Consider the following 24,863-nt stretch of genomic DNA (forward strand, 5'->3'; position numbering starts at 1 on the left):
ACCATGTTCCTGAACTACGACCTTCTGGCGCGGCATTGGGTGCGCTACGGCTATCTTTACCCGTTCGGCGAGGCTCTGGCGGGCATCCTGATGATTGCCGGCGCACTGATCTGGATCGCCTCGCCGGTGGCCATCTTCATAGGCGCGGTCGGCGCGATCTCGGTCTTCAAGGCCGTCTACATCGACAAGCGGGAACTGAAATGCGCCTGCGTCGGCGGCTCCAGCAACGTGCCGCTCGGGGTCGTTTCCTTGACCGAGAACGTGATGATGCTGGTCATGGGCATCTGGATGCCGATCCGGATGGTTCTGCTCGGTTGAACCCGAAAAGGGGCGAGTGTTGCCCCTCCAGGGGAGCCCGCGGCCTCGCCCACTGGCCTCTTATCCTCGGAGCGATGTCTCCCGCGCTCGCGCAAAGCGATGCAGCCGCACATGCAATCCGTTCCGGGCATTCTGCCTCCGACAGGTCCGGCGGGTCGTCGGTGGCATCCGAGCAGCATTCCGACGGCATCGCATCGGAGACCACGGAAACGATGAGTTCCGAGATGATGCGGATGATGGATGCGATATCGGGTCCGGGCCTGGACGCAGGCTTCATGGCCGATGCGCCAAGATGCAGATGGCGCTGGCGCAGGCCTATGAAGGAGCCAATGAAGATCAGAAAGCCGCTGCCGCTCCAGCGGTACAGGCACCGGCCTGGCTCGAGGCGTATCGCGCGGCCAACGAACGCCTGCATTCCGACATGGACATCGCGCTTTCGGACGATCCCTCAGGAACTACACGCCCTGCTGCTCCTCCGACTTGATCGCGACGAACCGCATCGTAGGGCGCGTTTGCCGTCGATCGCAAGATTGAAGAGAGCGAGGTCGCGGGTAGGAACAGCGAGTTTAAGCCGCACACGGATCGCCCAGATATGGTTCGGCTGGAGCGGGCGCTTCTGGCCGACGTTGCGGCCTTTGTTCCAGGCAGACCGGCAAGCGCGAACGGCGGGCAAATTTGTGCCAGGTGAGGCCCTGGCTGACCTTCATGATCAAAAGCATCGTACTGGGCGTCGTCGGCACATGGCGAGAGGTGAGCCGCAAGTATCGGTATAACTCGGGGAACGATACCGCCGGACATCCTGTTGACCCCGGACCCGCCGCAGGCTCAGCGGCGTTCTCACCCATGCCAGACGGGGGACAGGATGACCGACCAGAAGCGCGCGCAGCAGACCGACGCAGAACACAAGTTCTCCGATCAGCCCGAAGGTGGCGAGTACCACCAGCACGCCGAGGGCGGCGAGAGGCTGACCACGGCGCAGGGCGTCACCATCGCGGACAACCAGAACAGCCTGCGCGCCGGCGCGCCCGGTCCGACCCTGCTGGAAGACTTCGTGATGCGCGAGAAGATCTTCCACTTCGACCACGAGCGCATCCCCGAGCGCGTGGTTCACGCCCGCGGCTTCGGTGCCCACGGCACCTTCGAGTGCACGAAAGACCTCTCCGACATCACCCGCGCCGCGCCGTTTCAAGAGGTCAGCAAGACCACCGAAACCTTCGTGCGCTTCTCGACCGTGGCGGGCTCCAAGGGCTCGCCGGACCTCGCCCGCGACGTGCGGGGCTTCGCCACGAAGTTCTATACCGACGAGGGCAACTGGGACCTCGTGGGCAACAACATTCCCGTCTTCTTCATCCAGGACGCGATCAAGTTTCCCGACCTGATCCATGCCGCCAAGCCCGAGCCCGATACCGGCTATCCGCAGGCGCAGACGGCGCACGACAACTTCTGGGACTACATCTCGCTCACCCCGGAATCGATGCACATGATCATGTGGGTCATGTCCGACCGGGCGATCCCGCGCTCGTTCTCGACGATGGAGGGCTTCGGCGTCCACACGTTTCGCTTCGTGAACCGCGAGGGCAAGTCCACCTTCGTGAAGTTCTTCTGGAAGCCGCACATGGGCCTCCAGTCCAAGACGTGGAACGAGGCGCTCAAGACCAACGGCGCCGACCCCGACCGCCACCGCCGCATCACCTGGGAAGAGATCACCGGGGGCATGCCGCCGAAGTGGGATCTGTGCGTGCAGCTCTTCGACCAGGACTTCGCCGACCGGTTCGATTTCGACGTGCTCGACCCGACGAAGATCATCCCCGAGGAGGACCTGCCGCCCGAGAAGGTGGGGACCATGACGCTCGACCGCGTGGTGGACAACTTCTTCGCCGAGACCGAGCAGGTGGCCTTCTGTACGCAGAACGTCGTCCCCGGCATCGACTTCACCGACGACCCGCTGCTGCAGGGGCGCAACTTCTCGTACCTCGACACGCAGCTCAAGCGCCTGGGCTCGCCGAATTTCACAAAGATCCCGGTGAACGCGCCCAAGGGCTGCCCCGTCGCCAACTACCAGCAGGACGGGCACATGCAGACCGAGCAGCACATCCCCGGCCGCATCAACTATGAACCCAATGGTTGGGGCGAAGGCCCGCGTGAGGACCCGCTCGAGGGCTACACCAGCTTTCCGCAGACGGTGCAGGGCGAGAAGCGGAGGCTCAGGCCCGAAAGCTTCAACGACCACTACAGCCAGGCGCGGCAGTTCTACATCAGCCAGACCGACGTCGAGCAGAACCACATCCGCGACGCGCTCGTCTTCGAGTTGTCAAAGTGCGAGATGGAGGCCGTGCGCGTCCGCGTCGTGTCGCACCTGCTGAACATCGACGAAGGGCTGGCCCGGGGCGTGGCTGACCTGCTCGGCATTCCCGCGATGCCCAAGCCCGCGCCGGCTGCGCAGCCCACACGGCAGGACCTGAAGGAGTCGCCCGCGCTCAGCATCGTCAAGAACGGGCCCGACAGCTTTAAGGGCCGGGTGATCGGCCTGCTGACCTCGGACGGGGCCGACGCCGACCTGCTCAAGGCGCTGAAGGACGCGGCCGAGGCCGAGGGGGCGAAGGTCAAGATCGTCGCGCCGAAGATCGGCGGTATCACCGACAGCGCCGGCACGCATCATCCGGCGGATGAGAAGGTCGATGGCGGCCCGTCGGTCCTGTTCGACGCGGTGGCGGTGATCCCGGGACAGGGCACGGCGGATGACCTCGCCAAGCTCCCAGCGACGCGGGACTTCCTGGCCGACGCCTTCGCGCACTGCAAGTTCATCGCTCTGGGCGGCGCGGCCGGCCCGGTGACGAAGGCGGCCGGGCTGGACGGCCAGCTCGACAGCGGTTGCTTCCCGCTCGGGGCGGGAAGCGATGTAGCGGGCTTCGTCAAGGCCTGCCGCGACCTGCGGTTCTGGGACCGCGAGCGGGCGAACTGATTTGCGGATGAGGTTCTGCGATAGGCAGAGGTTCACCTCGTCAAGAAATCCTAACGTACAGCGAAGGTCGGCGATCCACCACCTCCCGGTCTCCTTCGCGGTCCCGGCAGATGTCGAGCAGGTGCAGCGAACGGCAGAGATGTCCGCACTTCAGTCATCAAGCCGGTGAAAATGCTGCGCAATGCACGAATGGCCGGTTCGGTGAGGCCGCGCTGCGGCGCAGATCTCAGCCTCGACTGTCGGCTGTGGGCCGTCCGTGACGAGGTAGCTGTGGCTGCTTGGGCAACTGAACATGGCATGCCGTTCATCACGCCGAGATCGCTTGGCAGGCAGCTTTCTCCGGGAGCTTCCTCATGCGCCGGCCTTTGTCCCGCGATCGCGCTTCGGCTTCGGAGCGGCGGCGCGGGCTTCGCGGATGCGGATGAGGAGGGCTTCGGCGGGTTCGTCCTCGCGGTCTTGGGTGACGAGTTCTCCGCGTATCAACTGGATCGAGATGCCCGTCCTCAAGTGTCGCGTCCTCCAGGACTTCCATGAAGCCCAAGTCATTCTTGCGCTCTGCAAGCTCGTACTCTCTCGCGTCCAAGTCAGCCGCACGCTTCAGAAGCGCCCTTGCCGCGCGTTCCAGTTCACCTGCGGGTGGGATCCGTCCCAGCGTGTGGGCTTATGATCCCGCGCGCTGGAGAGTCCCTCAAGTCTCGCTGCGCAGAGCCTCATCGAGGACCGGCTGGACGACGGGAAGGTCCTTTGCCGCCACCCGTTTCAGCAACGCCTCGACCAGCCTCGCCCGCTTCTCCGCCGGCTGGACCTTGATCAACGCGAGCAACGCAGCGCCCAGGATAATCTTGCGCCGGGCGTCGAGCTTGCGTTCCCGCTGACGTTCCTGGGCCTGCGCTCTCTGGAACCGCGCCTTGGCCTGGTCGAGCCTCTTCCTCGCTCTTTCAAGCTCCCCGCTCATTGTCATCCCCCTGCTGCGTCCGAGAGGAGATAGGTTGGGAAACCCCCGAGGCCGAAAGAGAGACGAGGGCGCAATTTAGTGTTGCTCCAACACCACCCGTCTTCGACGGACCCTCCGGGTTGCGTCCACTCGCCGGGGAGGGCGTCCCCGACGGCGCCTGCAGCGAGCTGGGCCTGCGGCCCCCATCTCCGACCAATGGCGAGCAAGGCGGCACATCACGAATTCACCACGATAAAACGCTCAGAAGGGCGATCCGCGACCGCGCGGATCGCCTACATCTGTCGCACCGCCATCGAGGACGAGCGCACTGGCGAGACGCACCGCTACCGCGATCGGAAGCAGGAGCTTGTTGGCATCCAGCTCGTCGGCTCGGATGGTGATGCAGCCTCGTTCGCCAATGCCCTGGAGGCCGGGGAGAAGCGGAAGGACGGCCAGGTCGGACGCTCCTCAATCCTGGCCCTGCCGAACGAGCTCGACGACATCGCCGGCCTTCGGGTGGTCCGCGCCTACCAGGAACACCTTCTACACCGCTACGGCTGCGCCAGCCTCTCGGCCGTGCATCGGCAGGCAGGCAACCATCACGCCCACATCGTCGAGAGCACGCACGACGGCGAAGGGAAGAAGATCGATGTGCTATCGAACAGCAGGAAAAGCGGCGCGGAAGTCGAGCATCGTCGCGGCACATGGGCCGAAATTGTTAACGCCAAGTTGGAACGGTCGGCTCCCTCGGCCGAGTACCTCGATCATCGGAGGAAGAAACGCAGGCGTGCCGCCGGGGACACCAGTGCGGAGACGCCGGACGTGCCGCACCATGGTCCAGCTCTGCACGCAGTGCTGAGAAGAAAGCACCAGCCGAAGAAACAGCCAGCCTGGGCCGTTCGACGGTTCCGCGAGCTCCACGAACTCCTCGAGTCCTCGAAGGCGTTCCGCCGAGCCGCTGCACTGGTTCGCCGCCTTGAGGCGTCGGCAGCCGAGAAGAGCGCCGACTTCTTTCGCCCTGCGTCGCCGGAGCCGAACTCCGACGTCGCCGACGGGGGCCACATGCCGCCCCTGGGCGCGTGGACTCCGCCGGAAGACAAGAAGGCCGACTCCGACTTCGATCAGCAGAACGTCAGCTTCGCCAAGAAGGGGCTGCAGGACAAGATGCACGGCCGCCACAGCGCCAGCTCCTGGCGAGCCGCCGAAAACGGACGCGCTTCCCTGGCCCACGCTGATCCACTGCCAGCGGGTGGGACCTAAACCCACACGCTGGAGACGAAGAGCGGGCGAGCTTGGCAGGCGCATCGCAAACCCGCCGCCCCCCAATCCCTACAGCTCTTAATGAAGAGAGCGGGCCGGGGGCCAGCCCGATACATTTCGTGGCCGACTTGTGGGCATGACCCTATGTTCAACGAAGGCTCCCGAGAAAGCTTCGGGAGCCCTCTGCGCCGGAGGTCGGCTTGGCGGACTTTCTGCCGTTTGCCGCGCGCGCATCATCTCGCGCTTCGCTATCGCGGCATCCGGAAGAGAGTGCGGATTCCGGACCTTCGCTGCGAAGGCGGGAAAAGCTTGACCATCCTGTGAGAGCAGACATCACCTGGACTGCCGTCTCCGACGAGACGCTGCGACGCCGCATGACCGCATGGAGCCCTTCCACGACATTCGGCGCAAGCGCGTGAACGAGACGATCTCGCCGACACTCGACTAATGACAAGCGGACGACCTTGGCCATGATGGCCAGAGCCGCGCCCACGGAGCCGTCAGCACACTGGTGCTACTCGCGCTCAGGGCCGTCGAGTACGCGACGCTCGAATGGGTCGACTGGTTCAATACCCGCCGCCTGCTCGAGCCCATCGGGAACATCCCACCCGCAGAAGCCGAAGAAGAATACTACGCGGCTCTGGAAGCCGATGCCGTGGCCGCGTAACTAACGAAAACCAGCCTCCGGAAGACCTGGTGCGGTTCAATCCCCCGTTCAGCCAGGGCCGCGCCAAGAGTCAGTGTCGTCTGGTAGAATCGACGTCCGCGCGACTGCCCCATATGCCGATGCTGTCACCGACGGGCCTTCACTCAATATACCGCCTCGGTAACCCCCCAACCGGGCTTGAAGCGGACATGGCGTAACGGGCCCATGGGGTACGGGTTCGCTGCCACCCGATGCGTACAGCAGGGATGGCAGCAAGGGCTCAGCTCGCGTCTTTGAACTCGGCATACTCGCCGCGCACTTGCACGGTCACCGTGACATCGCTGTCGTCGCGATTGCGCCAGAACCAGCCGTGCTCTCCGGCGAAGTCGGCGACGATCTCGCCCTCGGACCCGGTGGAGCCGCGGCCCTTCTCGTAGGTCACCGATTGGCCGCCGCCATGGCCGTGCAAGTCGAAGTTCACCCGGCCGCCCTCGACCAGCATCCGATATTCCGCCGACTGGCCTCCCTCCATCACCAGCTTCCATTCGGCCGAGTCGCCGGGCGCCAGAGTGAAGGTGGTTTCGTCGCGCCAGGCGTCTGCCGCTTCGCCGCTCTCGGCCTCCTGAGCATATGCCGCGCCCACGAAGAGCCCGAAGATCTCGTTCAAGAGGCTCGATTGCTCCTCCCCGGCCTGCATCAGCCGGTCGGCCTCCGCCTCCTCGGCGAGTTGGGTCTTGATCTCGCCCATTTCCGCGAGGCCGATCGCTCGCCCGACGCCGGTCGGGTCGATGCCGTACTCCGCGGGCAGAACCACCGTCACCAGGATCGCCACGGCCGAGGTCGCGGCGATGACCGTGGAGCGCAGGAGTTGCGCCGAGCTGGGCGGGTCTTCGAGGCTGGGTTTCTGTGCGTTGAACATGTCTGGTGTCTCCGTTGCGTTACGCGGCCGCGAACAGGCCGGTGATCTGGTAGCCCATGAGGATGAAGCCCATGGACATCATGACGACGTTGGCGGTGTAGGCCTGGCGAAAGAAGTTCGGGGATTCCCGCCAGTAGCCCATGACGATGAGGATCACGGCGAGCGCCATGACCTGGCCGAGTTCGACGCCGACGTTAAACGCCAGCAGGTTGGGCAGCAGCCCGTCCGAGGCGATGTTGTAGTCGAGGATCTTCGTGGCCAGGCCAGCGCCGTGGAAGAAGCCGAAGATCAGCGTCGCGGCCTCGGTGTTCGGCTGGACCCCGAACCAGCGCTGGTAGGCGCCGAGGTTGTCGAGCGCCTTGTAGACGACCGAGAGGCCGATGATGGCGTCGACGACATAGGCGTTGACCCCCCAGCCGAACCAGACGCCCGCGAGCATCGTGGTCGAGTGCCCGAGGGCGAAGAGGCTCACATAGATGCCGACGTCCTTCATCTTGTAGAGGAAAAACACGACACCGAGCAGGAACAGGATGTGGTCGTACCGGTCACCATGTGCTTGGCGCCGAGATACATGAAGGGGATGAGGTTCACCCCCCAGATCCTCTGGATGTAGCCCGCGTCACCGGGGGTGACGTTGTGGGCCAGCGCATGTCCGGCGCTCAGCAGAAGCGCGGCCAGCGCAAGAAGGGACAGGACAGCGGTCCGGCGCATGCCGGGATCGCTCCAGCCCCGATGACTTGTGGTCATGGATTGGACTCCGCTTGGGTCTTTCAGGATCGGTGGTGTCGCGCACGCGGCGCGGCCGATACAGACGCGCGGAGGTCGCTCGATACGGAAGACCCGGTGCGGGCCGTCGACCGACACCGGAAGGCGCGACAGGTCCCGGTAGCCGGAAATCGGCTCGGGAGTTTGCGCAAGCGACAGGACCGCCGGGCTGTGGTCATGGTCGGCGGCGTCATGGCCATGACCATGCATCGCCCAGTAGAGGTCCTCTTCGAGCCCGTGGCTGTGACCGTGCTCGGCCATCATCTCGGCGTGCTCCTGGAGCGTCTCCAAGATGGCCGGGGCATGGGAGGTTGCCGGCATCACGGACCACATCAGAACCGACAGCGTGAGTAGCGCCGCAAACGCGCCTTGCCCGAGTGCCCTGGCGGAACCCATCGGTCCTGCCTGTTCCTCTGCCTCGACTGCTCGACGCCTTTTGCGGCGTCTTGTTGTATCCCCCCGGAGGGGATAGCGTCATCCTATGTCAGACCCGCACATCCATGCAAGCCACCCCGCCCTGATCGCCCGGCTGAAACGCGCCGACGGCCATCTTCGCGCGGTGATCGAGATGCTCGCGGCCGGCAAGCCCTGTCTCGACGTCGCGCAGCAACTCCAGGCGGTCGAGAAGGCCGTGGCGAACGCGAAGCGCGCGCTGATCCATGACCATCTCGATCATTGTCTCGACACGGAAGGCTCGGACACCGATCGCGCCGAGCTCAAGGCGATCGCCCGCTATCTCTGAGGGAAACCATGCTCGCCGTTCTCGCCGATCGCACCTATAGGCACCTCTTCCTGGCGCAGGTCGTGGCGCTGCTCGGCACCGGCCTCGCCACAGTGGCGCTCGGATTGTTGGCTTTCGACCTCGCGGGTGAGCGGGCCGGGCTCGTGCTCGGAACGGTCTTCACGATCAAGATGGTGGCCTATGTCGGGATCGCGCCTGTCGCCGGCGCCTTCGCCGATCGGGTGCCGCGCCGGGCCATGCTGGTGACGCTCGACCTCGTGCGCGCTGGGGCGGCGCTGGCGCTGCCCTGCGTCACCGAGATCTGGCAGGTTTACGTGCTGATCTTCCTGCTGCAGTCGGCCTCGGCGGCCTTCACGCCGACGTTCCAGGCCACGATCCCGGACGTGCTGCCGCAGGAGGACCGCTACACCAGGGCCCTCTCGCTCTCGCGGCTGGCCTACGACCTGGAAAACATCGTCAGCCCGACGCTCGCCGGCCTCCTGCTCGCGGTGATGTCCTACAACGCGCTCTTCCTCGGGACGGTGGCAGGATTCATTGCCTCCGCCCTGCTGGTCGTCTCCGTCCTGCTGCCCAGCCCCAGGCCTTCCGAGCCGCGCGGCATCTACGACCGCTCCACCCGTGGTATCCGCATCTATCTCGCCACGCCGCGCCTGAGGGGGCTTCTGGCTCTGAACCTTGCGGCGGCGGCAGGCGGGGCGATGGTGCTCGTGAACACCGTCGTGCTGGTGCGTGGCGAACTCGATCTCTCCGAGAGCGCGCTGGCCTGGACCATGGGGGCCTTCGGCGCAGGCTCGATGCTTGCCGCCCTCGCCCTTCCACGGCTCCTCGACCGGGTGTCGGACCGGCCGGTCATGCTCGCCGGGGCGGGCGTACTGACCGCGACGCTGGTGGTGCTGGCGACGATCATCCTCGGGGCCGGTCTGTCCTGGCCACTGCTCCTCGGGGCCTGGCTTCTCGCGGGAGTCGGCTATTCGGCGGTGCTCACCCCCTCGGGACGGCTCCTGCGTCGCTCGGCGCATCCGCAAGACCGGCCCGCGGTTTTCGCCGCGCAGTTCGCGCTTTCGCACGCCTGCTGGCTCGTGACCTACCCGCTCGCCGGGGTCCTGATGACCATAGTCGGCGCGCCAGTGGCCCTCCTGGGGCTGAGCGTGCTTGCCGCGTCCGGTGTCGTCGCTGCACTCCGCCTGTGGCCGGCCGGGGATCCGCAGGTTCTCGAACACCGGCACGACAACCTGCCGCTGGACCACGCGCACCTGAAGGGGCACCGCCACCACAGTCACACCTTTGTCGTGGACGCCGATCATCCCAGGTGGGCGCTGCACCTGTAATCGTCGGCCATGTCGCCTAAGCGGCATCCACGGCGGAATGTCGGGCGTATCCCCGACCCGACGCCAGGCCGACGGTGAACAGGATCAGAAGCACCAGCGCGACGATCAGCGTGGAGTCCTGAGGGACGCCGAGGAAGATGGCCGCGCTTCCCCCGACGACGGCCCAGAGGCCGGGTACGATCAGCAGCCAACGGACCACGCGCCAGGTTCCGGTCAGCAGAATGCCGATGGTGAAGATCGTTGTGGGACAGGGCGCAACCCCGAAGGCGGGCATCTCCGGCCAGCCGTGACCGGCTGTCCATCCCCAAAGCGGATAGAGCACCGTGGCGAAGAGGATCAGGAGCAGCCCGATGGCTGGGCGGGCCTCCGTCCCGGCCGCGAAGCGGAGCGACGGGATGCGCGCCGGCAGAACGATCAACCCCATCGCCTGCACCACGAACACCGCGGCGAACAGGGCGGCGGCAGGGTTGATCTCGCGGAAGAACATCCAGTGATAACCGACCCCGTTCACCGCCCACATGGCGGCCAGCGTGCTTGGGATGAACAGGGCGGCCCCTCGGCTGGGCCGGAACAGCATCGCCACGGACGCGGTGGCGAGGACGTAGAAGAGCGGGATTAGCGGCCAGACGACCTGGTTGTATCCGCCGAACACCGCGAAGAAGGCGTCCTGAGTGAAAGGCAGGTCCATGACGGGCAACTTCTTCGAGGGAAGCCGGAAACCCGTCTCATGATCCGCCGCCCGCTGCACTGACCTGCATCAACGGGAGGGTAGGAAGCCGGCAGGGTTTCGATGTCGCGCCTGCAAAGAGCGCATCGCTACGTCCGATACATTCGCACTCGGTGCGGTCATCCACCGCAGCAGCGCCTCACAGGATACTACGGAGCCGAGGATCTCTGCTTGCGCAGGTTGGCCGAGAGCATCTCGCCCTTGTGAAATTCAGGGAGCTGCCGTTGCTCTGGAGCGCCTTCGCGGTCGCGGTAGAAATCGAGCACGCGCAGCGAACGGCAGAAATGTCCGCAAAGCTGCCGCAGAATCCTCGAGAATGCTGCACCATGCATGAACGTCCGATCTGGTGAAGCTGCGATGCAGCACCGAGGACATCAGCGAGCGGCAGGAGTGGGCCGTTCACCACCGGGCGTGCTGTGCCGCACACACGAACGGCAATGCGGCATGAAACGGGGTAGAGCCGGCGTGTGGTCGGCGATGAGGTGGCGTGCGGCGGACCATGGGCCGAAGCCGCTCGGGGCCTTCGTCGCCTGCCAGGCATTGCGGGCCATCCAATCCGAGGCACGGGCGATGGCGATCGACCTCGGAGCGCGAGTTCGACGTGGCGGACTGGACCGATGCGCAGCTCGACGACGTGATCGCGAGGGTCCGCGCTGCCGTCCCCGTCCTCGCCGATGCGCCGGTCGTCGCCCTCTGGGCCGGAGTGCGGCCGCGCGCCCAGTCGCGCACCCCAATGCTGGGCGTTCATCCCTTCCGGGCGGGGGAGTATGTCGCCAATGGCGGATTCAAGGTCGGTCCGACATGGTCTCGCTGGCAGGCGAGGTGATGGCCGATCTCATCCTCGAAGGCCGTGACCGCATCCTTGGGACTTCCGACCGGAGGCGAGCCTCTGACGGTTCAGGCCCTCGGCCAGCCCGCGAGGCGGGGCAGGGTGAGCGGCGTCAGGTACATCGGGATCTGGTAGCAGCCCACGAAGAGCAGAAGGTCGCCGGTCGCGGCGGCGGGCAGGCTCGCGAGGAAGAGGGCGAGATTGCGGTTCGAGGCCGCCACTGCGAGGCCCGCGGCCTCGGACGGCTCGGCCCGCCGCGCGGCCCTCCAAGTGGCCAGCGCCAGCGCCCGGTGCAGGCCGAACGAGAGGGCCAGCGCGGCGGGCAGGGCCGGGTCGAGGCGCTGCAGCGCCGGTCCCACTGCCGACATCAACCCGATCACGACGAGCCCCATGGTCAACGCGACGAGCCCGTCCACCGCCACGGACGCGTCGGGCCGGGTCACGGCCGGGGCGAGCTTGCGCAGCAGGGCGGCCGCGCCGATGGCCAGGGCGATCACCAGCAGCAGCCGCGCCGCGCCCGCGAGCACCGTCGCCACCTCTCCGAAGACCGGCAGGACGAGGAATACCGGCAGCGCCGTCAGCGGCAGAAGCGCGGTTCCGAGGGCGAGCTGCCGCATCGCCGCGCCCGCGTCGGCCCGGCACATCAGCGCGAGCCCCGGCGCGCCCGTGATGGGCGCCGCGGCAAGGACAAGCACCGCTCCGGTCGCGAGCGGGCCGTCGAGCCAGCCGAGTGCCTCCAGCACTCCGGCAGCGACGAGAGGCAGCACCGTCTGCCCGAGGACCACGAGAAGCACCGTCCGGGGCCAGTGCCGGCGCGGCGGCAGGGCGCGCCGCGGCCCGACGCGCAGCGCGGCGAGAAAGAGCGACAGCGCGATCAGCGGGACGAGTGCCCCGGCCATCCACCGTGCCAGTCCGGGGAAGACGATCCCCGCGGCCAGCCCCGCCACCAGCACCCATCGGCCGTGCCGGGCCAGCCAGCCGAGGCCGCCCCTCACAGCGAGGCCGCCGCCCGCGCCGCTTGGTCGTAGCTGCCCGAAAGCGCCCGCATCAGCGCGGCCAGCCGGCTCATGTCCGCCCGATCGAAGCCTGCGGCGGCTGCGGTTTCGACGAGCAGAGCCTCGCGGATCTCGGCGTAGCGGCGGCACAGCGCGGCGCCGGCCTCGGTCACGGCGACGGTCTTTTCCTTGCCCTTGCGACCGGTCTCGGTGAGGCCGCGCTCCTGCAGCTTACGCACTGCGTAGTTGACGATATGCGTGTCCTCGACGTTCAGCACGAGGCAGAGGTCCGCCAGCGTCTTTGGTCGCTCCCGGTGATAGGCGAGGTGCAGGACGAGGACCTCCATTGGCGCCATGCCCGGTTGCCCCGCCGCGTCGGCGCAACGGGTGATCCAGCGCTGGAAGGCGTTGTTGGCCATCGTGACAGCGAACTCGACCTCGGACAGCTCGGGCAGGTCGGACTTCGCGAGGTGCGCCGAACTGACCACGTGGCCGACGGGGCTTTTCGTCTCGCGGCTCATCTCGACAGCATCGTTCCGGGCAGCCACAGCGCGAGCTGCGGGAAGAGCGCCAGCAGCGCGACCGCCAGCACGAGCAGGCCGAAGAAGGGTGCGGCGTAACGGGCGATCGAGAAGATGTCGCGCCCGGTGATCGTCTGCAGCACGAAGAGGTTGAAGCCCACGGGCGGCGTGATCTGGCTCATCTCGACCACGAGGACGAGGAAGACGCCGAACCAGATCGGATCGATTCCCGCCTGCACGACCATCGGAAGGATGATCGAGACCGTGAGCACGACGATCGAGATCCCGTCGAGGAACATCCCCATCACGATGAAGAAGACCGTCAGCGCGGCAAGCAGCGCGTAGGGCGAGAGCCCCATCTCCCCGATCCAGGCGGCGAGCTGGCGCGGGATGCCCGTGTAGCCCATCGCGACCGTCAGGAAGGCCGCGCCCGCGAGGATGAAGGTGATCATGCAGGTCGTGATCGTGGCTGCGCGCAGCGCGTCGGCGAAGCCCGCCCAGCTCATCGCTCCCGTCGCCCAGGCGAGGATGAGCGCGCCGGTCACGCCAATCACCGCGGCCTCGGTCGGGCTGGCGATGCCCGCGTAGATCGAGCCGATCACGGCGAAGATGAGCCCAACCACCGGCAGCAGGCGCGCGGACCCACGGATGGCGGCGCGGCGGTCGACCGGCGGCTCGGCCTCGGGCATGCGGCTGCGGTTCACCGTCGACCAGAGCATGATGTATCCGGAGAACAGGGCCGCGAGCATCAGCCCCGGCACGACCCCCGCGAGGAAGAGGCGCGCGATCGATTGCTCCGTCGCTGCGCCGTAGACGATCAGGATGATCGAGGGCGGAATCAGGAAGCCGAAGGTCCCCGAGCCCGCAAGCGTCCCGATGATCATGCGCGGATCGTAGCCCCGGCTCGTCAGCTCCGGCACCGACATGCGGCCGATGGTGGCGGTGGTCGCCGCCGAGGAGCCGGAGACGGCGGCGAAGAGGGCGCAGCCGAAGACGTTCACGTGCAACAGCCGTCCGGGCAGGCGCCCGGTGAACGGGGCAAGGCCCGAGAACATGTCCGAGGACAGGCGCGAGCGGACAAGGATTTCCCCCATCCAGATGAACATCGGCAGGGCGGTGAGGTCCCAGACGGTCAGCCCGCCCCAGACTTTTGTAGCGAAAACCAGCCCGGCGGGGGCGGGCGAAGCCAGCGCCATCGCCACGAGTCCCACGGCGATCAGCGAGAAGCCGACCCACAGGCCCGCCGCCAGCGCTCCGAAAAGCACCACGACGAGGATCGGCGCAAGCAGGGACAGCTCCATCAGGCGTGTTCCCCGCGTGCGGCCTCGGCGGCCTGGAAATCGGGCACGCGCCCACGGGCCAGCGCGACGGCCGCATCGATCAGCGCGATGCAGAAGAGGGCGAGCCCGAGGGTCATGACGCCCTGCGGCAGCCAGAGCGGCACCGGGATCATGCCGTAGCTCACGGAGTCGAAGCGCCAGCTGTCGAGGACCTGCACGGCGCTCGACCACGTGGCGAAGGCGGCCAGCCCGGCGGCGGCCAGCGTGACAGCGAAGCCGAGGACGCGCCCGGCGGCGGGCGGCAGAGCGCGGGTCAGCAGCGTCACGCGGACATGCCCGCCTGCCCGCAGGGTGCCTGCGAGGCCGAGGAAGACGGCGCCGACGAAGAGAAAGGCGCCGATCTCGGCCAGCGAGGGCACGGTCAGTCCCGGCGGCGGAGCGCCGGTCGCGCGGGCGGCGCGGTCGATCAGGCGGCCCGTAATCTGGAACAGCACGAGCAGCGCGATTGCGGCGAAGGCCGCCGCGGCCAGCGCCAGCGCGCCCTGGTACAGACGGTCGAGGAAGGAGCGCATGCGGTGTCTCCGGGATGGGCTGCGGATCGTGTCCGGACCAGGCGAAAGGAGCGCGGGAGGGCCTGCCTGCGGACGGGCGGGCGTCGCCCGGGCCGCTGCGCGACCCGGACGGAGCGAGCGGTGGCGCGCGTCGTCCGACGAAGGCTCACCGCTTACCCCCGAGCCCTCACTCCGTCGCGGCGCGATAGTCCTCGATCAGCGCGGCGCCTTCGTCGCCCGCTTCCTCGAGCCACTCCTGGGTCATCGTGTGCCCGATCTCCGACAGCTCGCCCGACAGGGTCTCGGACGGCTCGGCAACGGTCATGCCGTTCTCCTTGAGCGTCGCGATCTTCTCAGCGGTCTCCGCCTCGCTCATCTCCCAGCCGCGGGTCTCGGCCTCGGCGGCGGCGTCGAGCACGGCCTGGCGCTGCTCCTCGGGCAGGCCATCGAACGCGGTGCTGTTCACGATCACCATGTTTTTCGGCAGCCATGCCTGCGTGTCGGTGTAGTAGTCGGTGAAGTCCCAGGCCTGGCTGGAGACGCCGGTTGAGGGCGAGGTGATCATCGCATCGACGCGGCCGGTGGCGAAGGCCGTGGGAATGTCGCCGGTCTCGATCTGCGTGGGCACCGCACCCATGAGCTGCGCCAGCCGCTCGGTCGCCGTGTTGTAGGCGCGGAAGGCGGCGCCCTCAAGGTCGGCGGTGCTTTCGACCGGCTCCTGCGTGTAGAGACTCTGGCCCGGCCACGGCACGGCGTAGAGCAGCGTCAGGCCCTGCTCGGCCAGCTTCTCCTCGACGAGCGGACGCGAGGCCTCCCACAGGGCGCGGGCTTCGTCGTAGTTGTCGGCCAGGAAGGGAATGGAATCGACCGAAAAGACCGCGTCCTCGTTCGCGAGCCGCGACATCAGCACCTCGCCGACCGGCGCGAGACCGCGGCGGACCGAGTCCTTAATCTCTGGATGGGCGAAGAGCGAGCCCGCGGAATGCACCGTGATCGTCAGGTCGCCGCCGGTGGCCTCACCGACATCCTCGGCGAACTGCTGGATGTTCTGGGTGTGAAACACGCTGTCGCCGTAGGGCGTGGGCATGTCCCATGCGGTCTGCGCCAGCGCGGGCAGCGCGGTGGTGGCAAGGAGTGCGGCGCCGGCGAGCGCCGTGCTGAAATGCTTGGTCATCGGTATCGCCCTGTTGTTGTCCGGACGGCCGTTCTTGCTACGGCGCCGGGCCGGCCGCCCTTGACCCGACGAGAGCAAGCTTGACCTTACGTTAGTAATTTGTCAACAAATTGTCATCGTATCACGCGGCGGACCGGGAGGACGGCATGAGCTCAGAGGCATCTCAGGTGACGGGGCGCTGGGATTTCTGGATCGACCGGGGAGGCACCTTCACCGACGTGATCGGTCGGGCGCCGGACGGCCAGCTCACCTCCTTGAAGCTGCTGTCCGAGAATCCCGGCCTCTACGACGATGCGGCGATCGAGGGCATCCGCCGCCTGCTGGGCGTCGAGACCGGCGGGCGGGTCCCGCCCGAGCGCGTGGGCACCGTTCGAATGGGCACCACCGTCGCCACGAATGCGTTGCTCGAGCGCAAGGGTGACCGGACGCTGCTGCTGATCACCAAGGGTTTCCGCGACGCGCTGCGCATCGCCTACCAAGACCGCCCCGACATCTTCGCGAAGGAGATCGTCCTTCCCGAACAGCTCTACGAGCGTGTCGTCGAGGTCGAGGAGCGCGTCCGCGCCGACGGCACCGTCGAAAAGGAGCTCGATCCGGAGAGCGTCCGCGACGCCCTGGCGCAGGCGAAAGCCGACGGAATCGACGCCGTCTCGGTCGTCCTGATGCATGCCTGGACCGCCCCGGCCCACGAGCAGCGCCTTGCCGAGGCGGCGCGCGCAGCGGGCTTTTGCCAAGTTTCCGTCAGCCACGAGGTTTCGCCCCTGATCAAGCTCGTCGGGCGCGGAGACACGACCGTGGTGGACGCCTACCTGACGCCGGTCCTCACGCGCTACGTCGAGCGGGTGGCCTCGGCGCTGGGCGCGACACCGCCGGACGAGGAGGGGCCGACGCTCCAGTTCATGATGTCCTCGGGTGGCCTGACCGCCGCCGACCGCTTCAAGGGGCGCGACGCGATTCTTTCCGGTCCCGCGGGCGGCGTGGTCGGCATGGCGCGTACCGGCCAGATCGCGGGCTCGGACCACGTGATCGGTTTCGACATGGGTGGCACCTCCACGGATGTCGCGCATTTCGACGGCAGCTTCGAGCGCGCTTTCGAGACTCAGGTGGCCGGCGTCCGGATGCGAGCGCCGATGCTGATGGTGCACACTGTCGCCGCCGGCGGCGGCTCGATCCTGCACGCCGATCCGGGCCGCTTTCGCGTCGGTCCTGACAGCGCCGGTGCCGATCCGGGGCCCGCCTGCTACCGTCGCGGCGGCCCGCTAACCGTCACGGACGCGAACGTGATGCTCGGCAAGCTAAACCCCGATCTCTTCCCGGCGATCTTCGGCCCCGGCCAGGACCAGCCGCTCGACCGCGAGGCCGTGGTGAGCGCCTTCGCCGGCATCGCCGAGGCCGAGGGCAAGAGCGCCGAGGAGGTGGCCGAGGGCTTCCTGCGCATCGCGGTCGAGAACATGGCGAACGCAATCAAGAAGATAAGCGTCCAGCGCGGGCACGACGTGACGCGCTACCTGCTCAACGCCTTCGGCGGCGCGGGCGGCCAGCATGCCTGCCTGGTGGCCGACGCGCTGGGGATGAGCCGGGTGCTGATCCATCCGCTCTCCGGCCTGCTCTCCGCCTACGGCATCGGACTGGCGCGCGTCACCGAGGCCCGCCAGCAGGGGCTGGAGATCGCGCTCGACCAAGGCGCGCTCGGCCAGATTGACGCGGCGCTTGCCCGTCTGTCTGACGAGGTGGCGGTCGCGCTCGCCGCGCAAGGCGTGGCGCGTGACGGCTACGAGGAGACCCAGCGACTGCACCTGCGCTACGCCGGGACCGACACGGCGCTGCCGATCCTGTGGGACGGCGACGCCGCGGCCGCGCGCGAGGCCTTCGAGACCGCGCACCTGTCCGAGTTCGGTTTCTCCGATCCGGACGCCGCCCTCGTGATCGAGGCGGTGGAGATCGAGGGGCAGGCCGCCGCGGCCTCCGCCGATCCCGAACCGGTCGAGGAGCCGGAGGCGGGCGAGGCCGACGCCGAGACCACCGTCCCCGTCTATTCCGGCGGCAAGTGGCTCGATGCGGCCGTCGTGCGCCGTTCGGATCTGACGCCCGGCCGTGCGGTGCAGGGGCCGGCGCTGGTGATCGAAGAGAACCAGACCATCGTGGTCGAGCCGGGCTGGCGCGCCGAGGTTACGGTGCACGACCACGTCGTCATGACACGGACTGAGGCGGCGAACCGCGCCGGTGCCGCGGGGACCGAGGCCGACCCGGTGCTGCTCGAGGTCTTCAACAACCTCTTCATGAACATCGCCGAACAGATGGGTGTCACGCTGCAAAAGACGGCCCGCTCGGTAAACATCAAGGAGCGGCTCGACTTCTCCTGCGCCGTCTTCGACGCCGACGGCGCGCTCGTGGCGAACGCCCCGCACATGCCGGTGCATCTCGGCTCTATGGACCGCTCGGTCGAGGCCGTCATCCGGCAGAACCCGGATATCCGCCCCGGCGACGTCTTCGCGCTGAACGCACCGTACAATGGCGGCACGCACCTGCCCGACATCACTGTCGTCACGCCGGTCTTCGACGAGGCGGGGGCAGAGCTTCTCTTCTGGGTCGCCTCGCGCGGTCACCACGCGGATGTGGGCGGCGTCGCCCCCGGCTCGATGACGCCGCGGGCCACGACGCTCGACGAGGAGGGCGTGCTGATCGACAACTTCAAGCTGGTGGAGGGCGGCCGCTTCCGCGACGCGGCACTGCGCGAGCTTCTAACCGATCACCCCTATCCCTGCCGCAATCCCGACGAAAACACCGCCGACCTCAAGGCGCAGGTTGCGGCGAACTCCCGCGGGGTGGCTGAGCTGCGCAAGATGATCGGGGATTTCGGTCTCGACGTCGTGCGGGCCTATATGGGCCACGTGCAGGACAATGCCGCCGCCGAGGTGGCGCGCGTCATCGGGCGGCTGAGCGACGGCGACTACGAGTATCGCACCGACTCGGGCCAGGTTATCAAGGTCCGCATCACCGTGGACCGCGAGAAGGGCGAAGCGACGGTGGACTTCACGGGCACGTCGCCGTCCGAGGCCAATAACTTCAACGCGCCCGAACCGGTCACACGCGCGGCGGTGCTCTACGTCTTCCGCGTGATGGTCGAATCGCCCATCCCGATGAACGCGGGCTGCCTGCGGCCGGTGAAGATCGTGATCCCCGAGGGCTCGATGCTCGCGCCGAGATACCCGGCGGCGGTCGTGGCCGGGAACGTCGAGACCAGCCAGCACGTCACCAACGCGCTGTTCGGTGCGCTGGGCGCGATCGCCAACAGCCAGGGGACGATGAACAACCTCACCTTCGGCAATGCGCGGCACCAGTATTACGAGACGATCTGTTCGGGCAGCCCGGCGGGACGGATGAACGACGGTTCGGGCTTTGCCGGGACCGACGGCGTCCACGTCCACATGACGAATTCGCGTCTCACCGATCCGGAGATTCTCGAACTGCGCTACCCGGTCGTGCTGGACGACTTCCGCATCGATCGCGACTCGGGCGGCACGGGCCGCTGGAAGGCGGGCAATGGCACGACGCGGCGCATCCGTTTCCTGGAGGAGATGGATCTCGCGATCCTGTCATCGCACCGGAGCCGCGCGCCGCAGGGCCTCGACGGCGGCGGTGAGGGACGGCGCGGCCGGACGGAGATCCACCGCACCGACGGACAGGTCGAGGAGCTGGCCTTCGCCGACCAGAACAGCGTGCAGCCCGGCGACAGCGTCGTCGTCGTCACGCCTACGGCGGGCGGCTTCGGCAGCGACGAGGACTAACGGGCGGGCCCGGTTGCGCCCCGTGCGCGGTCAGGCCATCGCCTGCGGCAATCGAACAGCGAGAAACGCCACGCGCCACGGCGGCAAGATACTTGCGGATCAGCTCAAGCTGCTGGACGTGCGGCGCGTGTTCTCGGTGCCGGGGGAGAGCTTCCTCGCCGCGCGGGACGGGCTTTAACAGAACGGTCTCGACAACGTCGTCTGCCGCCACGAGGGTGGCGCCGCGTTGATGGCCGAGCCGCACGGGAAAATTGACAGGCCGCCCCGGCGTTGCCTTCGTCACGCGGGGACCGGGCGCCGCCAACGCCGCCTGCGGCATCCACGTGGCCCGGAAGGATTCGACGCCGATGGTTCTGTTCGTGGGCCAGATCGCGCGCGGTCACTGCGACCGCGAGGCCTTCCAGGAGCTCGACTATCGCGCCGTTTTCGGCGGGCTGACCAAGTGGGTGGCCGAGTTGGATGCGACCGAGCGCCTGCCGGAATACGTGGCCCGCGCCTTCCGCGTTGCCATGTCCGGACGTCCCGGGCCGGTCATCCTCGCGCTGCCCGAGGACATGCAGGGCGCCGAGGCCGAGGTGGTCGACTCCACCGGATGTACCGGGGCCGTCACCGTCCCGGTGCGCCTCGACCCAGCCTCCTTTAAGCCTATCCTCGAGGAGTTTGCCACCGCCGAGCGGCCCCTCGTCGTCACCGGCCGGCTGCATGCGACGCAGGAGAGCGCCGCCGACCTCGCCCGCTTCGCCGAGCGCACACGCCGCCGCCCACAAAAAAATCGCAAGTCTCGCGACCGAGATTGTTAAATACCATGTGCAGCGAAGGCCACCGACAGGCCTTCGTCCCGGTCGAGATTTGGCAGAGCCCGGCGCGCTGCCGTCAGCCCGTCGCTCGCGATCGCCATAAGCCTGTCCGCATCGTCGGCTGACGCCGGGTTGAGGTAGAGCATCACGGCGTGTTGGTTCACCTTCGGCAGCAGTGCGCGCCACATCTTCCGGGCTGAGCTCGTCGAGCTGCGACGCTCGGCAGGTCAGCTGCGGCTGTTCCCTTGGCTCGAGGGCGGCGAGGCGCGCAGCGAGCTGATCGCGGATCTCACCAAAGCCCGCGGCTACTACCGGCGCACCAATGGGATGTACCGGGCAGAGATCGATTTCGGTCTACCGAGACGCTCCGGCCCAATTCGGCGCCCGCGCTCACAGCCGCAGCTTGCAAAAACATGAACACTGAATCATATTTCACAAAACAGCATAAGATTCGGGAGGAGTTCTCATGCATCGTCTGTCCACCGCCGCCGCGGCGCTCATGGCGTTCGCCGCGCCCGCGGCCGCCGACATCACCATCGCCCATGTCTATGGCAAAACCGGCGCGCTCGAGGCCTATGCCGAGCAGTCGCACAACGGTTTGATGATGGGCCTGGAATACGCGACCGACGGCACGATGGAAGTCAACGGCGAGAAGATCGTCGTGATCGAGAAGGACACCCAGGCCGACCCGGCGCTCGGCAAGGCGCTCCTGGCCGAGGCCTACGGCGACGACGACGCCGCGTTGGCCGTGGGCCCCGTGAGTTCGGGCGTGGCGCTGGCAATGCTGCCGGTGGCCGAGGAATACGAGCGCATCCTGATCGTCGAGCCGGCGGTCGCGGACTCGATCACCGGCGAGAACTGGAACCGCTATGTCTTCCGCACGGGCCGGAATTCCAGCCAGGACGCCATCGCCAATGCCGTGGCGCTGGGGGGCGAGGACGTGAAGGTCGCGACGTTGGCGCAGGATTACGCCTTCGGCCGCGACGGCGTGTCCGCGTTCAAGGAGGCGCTCGAGGAAACCGGCGCCGAGGTCGTGCACGAGGAATACGTGCCCACCGACACCACCGACTTCACCGCGGCGGCCGAGCGCATCTTCAACGCGATGGACGGCGTCGAGGGCGAGAAGAAGCTCTTCATCATCTGGGCCGGCGGCGGCAACCCGATGGGCAAGATCAACGCGATGGACCCCTCGCGCCACGACGTCGAGATCGCCACGGGCGGCAACATCCTGGCGGCGCTGACCGCCTACAAGGAACTGCCGGGCATGGAGGGCGCGACCTATTACTACTACGAGATCCCGGACAACGAGGTGAACGACTGGCTGGTCGAGCAGCACTTCGAGCGCTACGACAGCCCGCCGGACTTCTTCACCGCGGGCGGCATGGCCGCGGGAATCGCCGTGGTTGAGGCGCTGGAAAAGGCCGGGTCCACCGATACCGAGGACCTGATCACCGCGATGGAAGGGATGGAGTGGATGACGCCCAAGGGCACCATGCGCTTCCGCCCGGAGGACCACCAGGCGCTGCAATCGATGTACCACTTCCGCACCGAGGTGCAGGACGACAAGGACTATGGTGTGCCGGTGCTGGTCCGCGAACTGGGCATCGACGACATGGACATCCCCGTCCGCAACCAGTGATCCACCGGACCCCCGGGGCCGCCGTCGGCCCCGGGCGCGGCCCGGGCGTGCGATGAGCCCCGGCGCATTTCTTCGAAGGACCCCGCGATGACCGTCCCGCTTCTGGAGACGCAGGACCTTTCCGTGCGCTTCGGCGGCCACGTCGCCGTCGACGCCGTCACCTGCGCCTTCCGCGCCGGAGAGCTGACCGCCATCGTCGGCCCGAACGGCGCCGGCAAGACCACGTATTTCAACCTGATCTCGGGCCAGATCCCGGCGAGCGCGGGCCGCGTGCTGCTGGACGGCCGCGACATCACCCGCACACCCGTGGCCGCGCGCTGCCGGCTGGGCCTTGGCCGGGCGTTCCAGCTGACCAACCTGTTCCCCGACCTCACCGTGCTCGAGAACGTGCGTCTCGTGATCCAGGCGCATCGGGGGCGCGGCTTCTCGATCTTCTCGCTCGCCGACGCGCAGCGCGAGGTGACCGAGGCCGCCGAGGCGGTGATCGACCGGGTGCGCCTCACGCCGCTGATCTCGCAGAAGGTCTCGGAGCTCAGCCACGGCAACCAGCGCAAGCTCGAGGTGGCGCTGCTGATCGCGCTCGATCCGCGCGTCTACATGTTCGACGAGCCGACGGCGGGCATGTCGGTGGACGAGGCGCCGGTGGTGCTGGACCTGATCGCCGAGCTGAAGGCCGAGTCCGACCGCACGATCCTTCTGGTCGAGCACAAGATGGACGTGATCCGCACGCTCGCCGACCGCATCATCGTGCTGCACAACGGCAAACTCGCCGCCGACGGCAAACCGGCCGAGGTCATGGCCTCGGACGTGGTGCAGGAGGCCTACATGGGCAAGGAGCTGGAAGATGTCTGACGCGATCCTGTCGCTCAGAGGCGTGAAGACGGACATCGCGCAGTATCACATCCTGCAGGGCGTCGACCTCGACGTGCCGCGGGGGCAGGTGACGATGCTGCTGGGCCGCAATGGCGTGGGCAAGACCACGACCCTGCGCACGATCATGGGCCACTGGCGCGCGCGCGCGGGGACGATCCGGCTTGACGGCGACGATATCGCGCAGGCCCCAACGCCGGCAATCGCGCGGCGGGGCGTAGGCTATGTGCCCGAGAACATGGGCATCTTTTCGGACCTGACGGTGGAAGAGAACATGACGCTCGCCGCCGCCTCCGGCCCGCTCGAGCGTGAGCGGCTTGAGTGGATCTTCGGCGCCTTCCCGGCGCTGCGCACCTTCTGGCGTTCCGAGGCGGGGAACCTCTCGGGCGGGCAGAAGCAGATGCTGTCGATCGCCCGCGCCATGGCCGAGGAGCGCAAGCTCTACCTGATCGACGAGCCGACGAAGGGTCTGGCGCCGGCGATCGTCTCGACCATGGCCGGTGCGCTGCGCGACCTGAAGCGGCGCGGCGCCTCGATCCTTCTGGTCGAGCAGAACTTCTCGGTCGCGCGCGCGCTCGGGGACCGGGCGGCGGTGATGGACGACGGGCGGATCGTCTGGACCGGGGAGATGGCCGAGCTCGCGGGCGACGCGGCCCTGCAGGAGCGGCTGATGGGCCTCAGCATGGAGACGGCGTGATGCGTGGCGGCTGGCAGGACACGCCTTCGGCGAGAGTATTTTCGGCAAGAGGAAGCAACGGAACGCCAACATGCGAGGGAGGGGCGCGATGACGGCTGCGCCGGATCATGCGCCGACGCTGTCGGGGCCGGGGCTGAAGGACCGACTGGGGCAGGCGGCGCCGCTGCTGCTCGTCCCTGTGCTGGTGGTGCTGGGGTATCTCTCCATCGGCTCGACGAGCTCGTGGCTGACGCTGACGGTGTCGGGGCTGGCGATGGGTATGATGATCTTCATCATGGCCTCGGGCCTCACGCTCGTCTTCGGGTTGATGGACGTGATCAACTTCGGGCACGGCGCGTTCATCTCGGTCGGGGCCTTCGTCGGCATCTCGGTCGTCCTGGCGCTGTCGGGCTGGGCCGGCGCGCCGTCGCTGGCGCTGAACCTGGGCGCCATCGCGCTGGCCGTGATCGCCGCGATGGCGGTGACGGCCGTTCTGGGCTGGGCCTTTGAGCGGGTGATCGTGCGACCGGTCTATGGCGCGCATCTCAAGCAGATCCTCGTCACCGTCGGCGGGCTGATCGTGATCGAGCAGCTGATCCACGTGATCTGGGGGCCGGACGAGATCTTCCTGACGCGCCCTGAAAGCCTGAAGGGCGCGATCACCTTCGCGGGCGCGGCGCTCGAGCGGTATCGCATCCTCGCCGTCGTCTTCGGGCTGGCGCTGTTCCTGGCGATGCGGCTGGTGCTGCGGCGCACGAAGATCGGCCTGATCGTGCGCGCGGGCGTGCAGAACGGCGAGATGGTCGAGGCTCTCGGCTACCGCCTGCGTCTGGTGTTCGTCGGCGTCTTCGTGGCCGGCTCCGCTCTCGCGGGTCTGGGCGGCGTGATGTGGGGCCTCTATCAGGAGGTCGTGACGGCGGGGATGGGCGAGGAGATGATGATCCTCGTCTTCATCGTCGTCATCATCGGCGGGCTCGGTTCGGTCGAGGGGGCGTTCATCGGCGCGCTGCTGGTGGGGCTGTTGCAGAACTACGTGGCCTTCCTGGCCCCCAAGCTGGCGCTCGTGTCCAACATCGGGCTTCTGACGCTGATCCTGCTGTGGCGGCCTCAGGGGATGATGCCCGTGGTGAAGGCGAAATAGG

General features: G+C 67.6%; 22 protein-coding genes and 4 pseudogenes. 14 read left to right on the top strand and 12 right to left on the bottom strand.

The genetic code is table 11. The features are described from left to right. Nucleotides 1–318 (top strand): MauE/DoxX family redox-associated membrane protein (locus BM162_RS17910; RefSeq protein WP_342741184.1); only part of this gene is annotated, 318 nt, incomplete at its 5' end. A gap of 292 nt (nucleotides 319–610) precedes the next feature. Continuing rightward, nucleotides 611–802, top strand: coding sequence for a hypothetical protein (locus BM162_RS22940; protein WP_177215243.1), 192 nt, complete (start codon nucleotides 611–613; stop codon nucleotides 800–802). Between the two features lie 27 nt (nucleotides 803–829). On the opposite strand, the pseudogene BM162_RS23345 reads toward BM162_RS22940, so the two are convergent. Continuing rightward, nucleotides 830–991: pseudogene (locus tag BM162_RS23345) on the bottom strand (integrase); the annotation flags it as partial. Between the two features lie 189 nt (nucleotides 992–1,180). Here BM162_RS23345 and BM162_RS17920 point away from each other — a divergent pair. Further along, the gene (locus tag BM162_RS17920) at nucleotides 1,181–3,280 is read left to right on the top strand and encodes a catalase (RefSeq protein ID WP_093424813.1); all 2,100 of its coding nucleotides are present in this window, start codon (nucleotides 1,181–1,183) and stop codon (nucleotides 3,278–3,280) included. Nucleotides 3,281–3,631: 351 nt separating this feature from the next. On the opposite strand, the gene BM162_RS17925 is transcribed toward BM162_RS17920, so the two are convergent. Then, nucleotides 3,632–3,787: a hypothetical protein gene (locus tag BM162_RS17925; protein ID WP_218153127.1), complete on the bottom strand. Its 156-nt coding sequence runs from the start codon at nucleotides 3,785–3,787 to the stop codon at nucleotides 3,632–3,634. A 181-nt stretch (nucleotides 3,788–3,968) separates the two neighbouring features. Beyond that, nucleotides 3,969–4,235: a hypothetical protein gene (locus tag BM162_RS17930; protein ID WP_093424814.1), complete on the bottom strand. Its 267-nt coding sequence runs from the start codon at nucleotides 4,233–4,235 to the stop codon at nucleotides 3,969–3,971. Between the two features lie 195 nt (nucleotides 4,236–4,430). On the opposite strand from BM162_RS17930, the gene BM162_RS17935 reads away from it, so the two are divergent. Both BM162_RS17935 and BM162_RS22470 read left to right on the top strand, forming a co-directional pair. After that, a complete protein-coding gene (locus tag BM162_RS17935; RefSeq protein ID WP_093424816.1) occupies nucleotides 4,431–5,474 on the top strand; it encodes a MobA/MobL family protein in 1,044 nt (347 codons plus the stop codon). A gap of 529 nt (nucleotides 5,475–6,003) precedes the next feature. After that, nucleotides 6,004–6,141, top strand: a pseudogene (locus BM162_RS22470) (IS3 family transposase); the annotation flags it as partial. A 259-nt stretch (nucleotides 6,142–6,400) separates the two neighbouring features. Here the strand turns inward: BM162_RS22470 and BM162_RS17940 are convergent. Further along, nucleotides 6,401–7,039 (bottom strand): transmembrane anchor protein, encoded by a 639-nt coding sequence (locus BM162_RS17940; RefSeq protein ID WP_093424818.1) that lies wholly within the window; start codon nucleotides 7,037–7,039, stop codon nucleotides 6,401–6,403. Between the two features lie 19 nt (nucleotides 7,040–7,058). Then, nucleotides 7,059–7,786, bottom strand: a pseudogene (locus BM162_RS17945) (HupE/UreJ family protein). A gap of 499 nt (nucleotides 7,787–8,285) precedes the next feature. On the opposite strand from BM162_RS17945, the gene BM162_RS17955 reads away from it, so the two are divergent. Both BM162_RS17955 and BM162_RS17960 read left to right on the top strand, forming a co-directional pair. Then, nucleotides 8,286–8,546: a metal-sensing transcriptional repressor gene (locus BM162_RS17955; RefSeq protein ID WP_093424819.1), complete on the top strand. Its 261-nt coding sequence runs from the start codon at nucleotides 8,286–8,288 to the stop codon at nucleotides 8,544–8,546. 8 nt (nucleotides 8,547–8,554) lie between these two features. Continuing rightward, nucleotides 8,555–9,874 (top strand): MFS transporter, encoded by a 1,320-nt coding sequence (locus BM162_RS17960; RefSeq protein ID WP_093424821.1) that lies wholly within the window; start codon nucleotides 8,555–8,557, stop codon nucleotides 9,872–9,874. Nucleotides 9,875–9,890: 16 nt separating this feature from the next. Here the strand turns inward: BM162_RS17960 and BM162_RS17965 are convergent, their stop codons facing one another. Next, the gene (locus BM162_RS17965) at nucleotides 9,891–10,562 is read right to left on the bottom strand and encodes a DUF6064 family protein (protein WP_093424822.1); all 672 of its coding nucleotides are present in this window, start codon (nucleotides 10,560–10,562) and stop codon (nucleotides 9,891–9,893) included. Between the two features lie 640 nt (nucleotides 10,563–11,202). On the opposite strand from BM162_RS17965, the gene BM162_RS17970 reads away from it, so the two are divergent. After that, entirely contained in the window at nucleotides 11,203–11,427 is a 225-nt protein-coding gene (locus BM162_RS17970; RefSeq protein ID WP_093424824.1) for a hypothetical protein, read from the top strand. 71 nt (nucleotides 11,428–11,498) lie between these two features. Here BM162_RS17970 and BM162_RS17975 read toward each other — a convergent pair whose 3' ends face one another. The 5 genes from BM162_RS17975 to BM162_RS17995 form a co-directional block, all read right to left on the bottom strand. Then, nucleotides 11,499–12,425: a hypothetical protein gene (locus tag BM162_RS17975; protein ID WP_093424825.1), complete on the bottom strand. Its 927-nt coding sequence runs from the start codon at nucleotides 12,423–12,425 to the stop codon at nucleotides 11,499–11,501. After that, complete coding sequence (locus tag BM162_RS17980; RefSeq protein ID WP_093424827.1) at nucleotides 12,422–12,946, bottom strand: winged helix DNA-binding protein; 525 nt, start codon at nucleotides 12,944–12,946, stop codon at nucleotides 12,422–12,424. The genes BM162_RS17975 and BM162_RS17980 overlap by 4 nt, the downstream gene beginning before the upstream one ends. After that, complete coding sequence (locus BM162_RS17985) at nucleotides 12,943–14,247, bottom strand: TRAP transporter large permease (RefSeq protein WP_093424828.1); 1,305 nt, start codon at nucleotides 14,245–14,247, stop codon at nucleotides 12,943–12,945. The genes BM162_RS17980 and BM162_RS17985 overlap by 4 nt, the downstream gene beginning before the upstream one ends. Further along, nucleotides 14,247–14,798, bottom strand: coding sequence for a TRAP transporter small permease (locus tag BM162_RS17990; protein ID WP_093424830.1), 552 nt, complete (start codon nucleotides 14,796–14,798; stop codon nucleotides 14,247–14,249). The genes BM162_RS17985 and BM162_RS17990 overlap by 1 nt, the downstream gene beginning before the upstream one ends. Before the next feature lie 166 nt (nucleotides 14,799–14,964). Further along, nucleotides 14,965–15,951, bottom strand: a complete 987-nt coding sequence (locus BM162_RS17995) for a TRAP transporter substrate-binding protein (protein WP_245759332.1) — start codon at nucleotides 15,949–15,951, stop codon at nucleotides 14,965–14,967. Nucleotides 15,952–16,097: 146 nt separating this feature from the next. Here BM162_RS17995 and BM162_RS18000 point away from each other — a divergent pair, with 146 nt between their 5' ends. After that, complete coding sequence (locus BM162_RS18000) at nucleotides 16,098–19,739, top strand: hydantoinase B/oxoprolinase family protein (protein ID WP_093424831.1); 3,642 nt, start codon at nucleotides 16,098–16,100, stop codon at nucleotides 19,737–19,739. A 37-nt stretch (nucleotides 19,740–19,776) separates the two neighbouring features. Then, nucleotides 19,777–20,324, top strand: a pseudogene (locus BM162_RS18005) (thiamine pyrophosphate-binding protein); the annotation flags it as partial. Between the two features lie 211 nt (nucleotides 20,325–20,535). On the opposite strand, the gene BM162_RS18010 reads toward BM162_RS18005, so the two are convergent. Further along, nucleotides 20,536–20,724: a hypothetical protein gene (locus BM162_RS18010; RefSeq protein WP_093424832.1), complete on the bottom strand. Its 189-nt coding sequence runs from the start codon at nucleotides 20,722–20,724 to the stop codon at nucleotides 20,536–20,538. A 278-nt stretch (nucleotides 20,725–21,002) separates the two neighbouring features. On the opposite strand from BM162_RS18010, the gene BM162_RS18015 reads away from it, so the two are divergent. The 4 genes from BM162_RS18015 (at nucleotide 21,003) to BM162_RS18030 (ending at nucleotide 24,862) form a co-directional block, all read left to right on the top strand. Continuing rightward, a complete protein-coding gene (locus tag BM162_RS18015; protein ID WP_093424833.1) occupies nucleotides 21,003–22,175 on the top strand; it encodes a substrate-binding domain-containing protein in 1,173 nt (390 codons plus the stop codon). 87 nt (nucleotides 22,176–22,262) lie between these two features. Then, nucleotides 22,263–23,027, top strand: coding sequence for an ABC transporter ATP-binding protein (locus tag BM162_RS18020; protein WP_093424835.1), 765 nt, complete (start codon nucleotides 22,263–22,265; stop codon nucleotides 23,025–23,027). Beyond that, nucleotides 23,020–23,742 carry an ABC transporter ATP-binding protein gene (locus BM162_RS18025; RefSeq protein WP_093424837.1) on the top strand — a complete coding sequence of 241 codons (723 nt, stop codon included), beginning with the start codon at nucleotides 23,020–23,022 and terminating at the stop codon, nucleotides 23,740–23,742. Before BM162_RS18020 ends, BM162_RS18025 begins: the two co-directional genes overlap by 8 nt. An 88-nt stretch (nucleotides 23,743–23,830) precedes the next feature. Next, complete coding sequence (locus BM162_RS18030) at nucleotides 23,831–24,862, top strand: branched-chain amino acid ABC transporter permease (protein WP_093424839.1); 1,032 nt, start codon at nucleotides 23,831–23,833, stop codon at nucleotides 24,860–24,862. The last annotated feature ends 1 nt before the right edge of the window (nucleotide 24,863 follow it).

The organism is Tranquillimonas alkanivorans (assembly GCF_900115595.1).
GTDB lineage: Bacteria > Pseudomonadota > Alphaproteobacteria > Rhodobacterales > Rhodobacteraceae > Tranquillimonas > Tranquillimonas alkanivorans.

Bases quoted from the DNA above. Each gene is read 5' to 3' on its own strand.
- BM162_RS17935 (WP_093424816.1), top strand. From the start codon at position 4,431: ATGGCGAGCAAGGCGGCACATCACGAATTCACCACGATAAAACGCTCA.
- BM162_RS18020 (WP_093424835.1), top strand. From the start codon at position 22,263: ATGACCGTCCCGCTTCTGGAGACGCAGGACCTTTCCGTGCGCTTCGGC.
- BM162_RS17960 (WP_093424821.1), top strand. From the start codon at position 8,555: ATGCTCGCCGTTCTCGCCGATCGCACCTATAGGCACCTCTTCCTGGCG.
- BM162_RS18015 (WP_093424833.1), top strand. From the start codon at position 21,003: ATGCATCGTCTGTCCACCGCCGCCGCGGCGCTCATGGCGTTCGCCGCG.
- BM162_RS17930 (WP_093424814.1), bottom strand. From the start codon at position 4,235: ATGAGCGGGGAGCTTGAAAGAGCGAGGAAGAGGCTCGACCAGGCCAAG.
- BM162_RS17980 (WP_093424827.1), bottom strand. From the start codon at position 12,946: ATGAGCCGCGAGACGAAAAGCCCCGTCGGCCACGTGGTCAGTTCGGCG.
- BM162_RS18010 (WP_093424832.1), bottom strand. From the start codon at position 20,724: ATGTGGCGCGCACTGCTGCCGAAGGTGAACCAACACGCCGTGATGCTC.
- BM162_RS17995 (WP_245759332.1), bottom strand. From the start codon at position 15,951: ATGACCAAGCATTTCAGCACGGCGCTCGCCGGCGCCGCACTCCTTGCC.
- BM162_RS17965 (WP_093424822.1), bottom strand. From the start codon at position 10,562: ATGGACCTGCCTTTCACTCAGGACGCCTTCTTCGCGGTGTTCGGCGGA.
- BM162_RS18025 (WP_093424837.1), top strand. From the start codon at position 23,020: ATGTCTGACGCGATCCTGTCGCTCAGAGGCGTGAAGACGGACATCGCG.
- BM162_RS17985 (WP_093424828.1), bottom strand. From the start codon at position 14,247: ATGGAGCTGTCCCTGCTTGCGCCGATCCTCGTCGTGGTGCTTTTCGGA.
- BM162_RS17920 (WP_093424813.1), top strand. From the start codon at position 1,181: ATGACCGACCAGAAGCGCGCGCAGCAGACCGACGCAGAACACAAGTTC.
- BM162_RS17990 (WP_093424830.1), bottom strand. From the start codon at position 14,798: ATGCGCTCCTTCCTCGACCGTCTGTACCAGGGCGCGCTGGCGCTGGCC.
- BM162_RS18030 (WP_093424839.1), top strand. From the start codon at position 23,831: ATGACGGCTGCGCCGGATCATGCGCCGACGCTGTCGGGGCCGGGGCTG.
- BM162_RS22940 (WP_177215243.1), top strand. From the start codon at position 611: ATGCAGATGGCGCTGGCGCAGGCCTATGAAGGAGCCAATGAAGATCAG.
- BM162_RS17955 (WP_093424819.1), top strand. From the start codon at position 8,286: ATGTCAGACCCGCACATCCATGCAAGCCACCCCGCCCTGATCGCCCGG.
- BM162_RS18000 (WP_093424831.1), top strand. From the start codon at position 16,098: ATGAGCTCAGAGGCATCTCAGGTGACGGGGCGCTGGGATTTCTGGATC.
- BM162_RS17940 (WP_093424818.1), bottom strand. From the start codon at position 7,039: ATGTTCAACGCACAGAAACCCAGCCTCGAAGACCCGCCCAGCTCGGCG.